The sequence below is a fragment of the Actinotalea ferrariae CF5-4 genome (assembly GCF_000603945.1).
Classification (GTDB): Bacteria; Actinomycetota; Actinomycetes; order Actinomycetales; family Cellulomonadaceae; genus Actinotalea; species Actinotalea ferrariae.
The window spans coordinates 1-2365 of the sequence record NZ_AXCW01000242.1 but is presented as its reverse complement, the minus strand read 5'-3'; the positions used below and the strand labels follow the sequence as shown (position 1 = coordinate 2365).

Here is a 2365-nt window from a genome sequence, read left to right as displayed (position 1 = left end):
CACCCGCCGATGAGGGACGCTGGTCCTGAGATGACCACGAGGACACGAGGGGCCGGCGCGTCGCCGTCGCCGGCCGGCGAGGCGGCCGCGCCGGACGTGCTGCCCGCCCGGCGTACCGGTCGGGGTCTCGGCGCCGCATGGGGCCGCCTCGTCGACACGGCCCGGCGTCCGGTCCGCTGGCGCCGCCTGCGAGGCCGCGCCCTCCTCGTGGCGGCCGTGCTGCTCGTGTCCGGGACCTTCGGTCTCGTGACCGCCTCGGCCGAGGCCAACCTGGGCCCGCACGCGGCGCGCTACGAGGTGACGCTGGACCACCGGGTGACCGTCGACCTCGGCCCGCTCGGCACGCTCGTGGTCGACTCGCCCGCTCCGCTCACCCTGGGCGCGCGGGTCACGGTCCAGGAGATCCCCAGCCGCCTCACCGAGCTGCGGACCGCCTCGACCCTGGAGCAGCTGGAAGAGGACCTGGACCGGTACGTCCAGCTCTTCAGCGCACCCGAGGGCACCCTCCAGACCGTCGGCCGCGCCCTCGTCGCCGACGCCGTCCGGCGGGCGGTCGCGGCGGCGCTCGTCCTCGGCGTCGTCGTCCTGGCGGTGCGTGCCGCGCTGGGCCCCGGCCGGCGCGCCGAGCTCGCCACAGCGGCCCGCGACCACCGCCCGCTGCTCGTCGCGGGTGCCGTGCTGCCCGTCCTCCTCACGCTCACGACGACGGCGGCCGGGACGGTGCTGCCCGCGCGGCCGAGCCCGGGCCCGCCGTCGGCGGTGTTCGACGGGACGCCGCTGGAGGGGGCCGTGATCACCGGTCGCCTCGCCGGCGTCGTCGACACCTACGGGAGCCAGGTCGTGGCGGCGTACCGGCGCAACGAGGAGTTCTACGACCGCGCTGCCGCGGGCGTCCGCGCGGGGTGGGAGCGGCAGCGCGAGGTCGACGCCCGGCTGCGCGAGGTCCGGGAGGGGGCCGGCGTGGACCCTGGCCCCGCCGAGGACGAGACGGTGTCGGCGGTGGTCGTCGCGGACCTGCACTGCAACGTGGGCATGGCCCGCGTCATCCGCGCGGTCGTCGAGGAGTCCGGTGCGGAGGTCGTGCTCAACGCCGGGGACACCACCATGAACGGCACCACCGTGGAGACCTACTGCGTGACCGCGTTCGAGCAGGCGCTCCCCGGCGGCGTCACGACGGTCGTGGCGGACGGCAACCACGACAGCGCGGAGATCGCGGCGCACGAGCGGTCGCTCGGCTGGGTCGTCCTGGACGGTCAGCCGGTCGACGTGGCGGGCCTGCGCATCCTCGGCGACGCGGACGTGCGCACCACACGGGTCGGGGTCGGGACCCGGCAGTCGGGCGAGGAGACCATCGGTGACGCCGCGGACCGCCTGGCCGACGTCGCCTGCTCGGACGGAGGCATCGACCTGCTGCTCGTCCACGACCCGCGGATGGGCCGGCCCGCACTGCAACGCGGCTGCGCCCCCGCGCAGGTGTCGGGCCACTACCACCGCCGGGTCGGTCCCGAGCGGGCGGTCGGCGGTGTGCGGTACGTCAGCAGCAGCAGCGCCGGTGCGGTCTCCGGGCAGCCGACGGTGGGGCCCCTCAACGGCGTCGCCGAGCTCACGGTCCTGCGGTTCTCCCGCGAGACGGGGGAGGTGCTCGACCACCGTCTCGTGCGCGTCCTGCCGGACGGCGAGGTCACGGTCGGCTTCGCGCTGCGGTGGCCCGGGCCGCTGCCCCCGGCGGCGGAGCCGGCGGACCCGCGCGCGCCGCGCTGAGGACGCTGCCGACGGCTCCCAGGATCGGTGGCTACCGTAGGGGCCGCTCTTCGGACCCCTGGTCCACCGCCCCCGCCCCCCTGCCCGCGAGAGGACTTCCGTGCCCGACCACCCCCTCCCCGCGCCGGCCCGGACGAGGACCGTCGTCGTGGGGCTCGCGGCCCTCGTCCTGCTCCTCGCGGGCCTCGTGGCGGCCCGCCCGGCGGCCGCGCACGACGCGCTGGCCGGCAGCGACCCGGCCGACGGTGCGAGCCTCGAGCAGGCACCGGCGCAGGTCGTGCTGACCTTCACCGCCGACCAGCTCCCCGTGGGTGCGGCCGTCGTCGTGAGCGACGCGTCCGGGACGGACCGGGCGGACGGGGTGCCCGTGGTGGCCGGGCGCACGGTCACGCAGGCGCTGGAGCCCGGGCTGCCCGCGGGCTCCTACACGGTGCAGTGGCGGTCCGTCTCCGGTGACGGGCACCCCGTCGAGGGCACCCTCGCCTTCGAGGTGACGGTGGGCGCGGCGGAGCCGGCGACGACGCCGGCTGCGGCCGGCCCGGACGAGGCGAGCGTGGACGCCGGCCGCCCGGCGGACGGGGCCGACGACGTCGACGCCGCCGAC

The 2365-nt window shown here is 77.5% G+C and carries 2 protein-coding genes; both read left to right on the top strand.

The features are described from left to right. Positions 1-1761 (top strand): metallophosphoesterase (locus tag N866_RS15410; RefSeq protein WP_342668439.1); only part of this gene is annotated, 1761 nt, incomplete at its 5' end. A 100-nt stretch (positions 1762-1861) separates the two neighbouring features. Then, positions 1862-2365 (top strand): copper resistance CopC family protein (locus N866_RS15405; protein WP_052023131.1); only part of this gene is annotated, 504 nt, incomplete at its 3' end.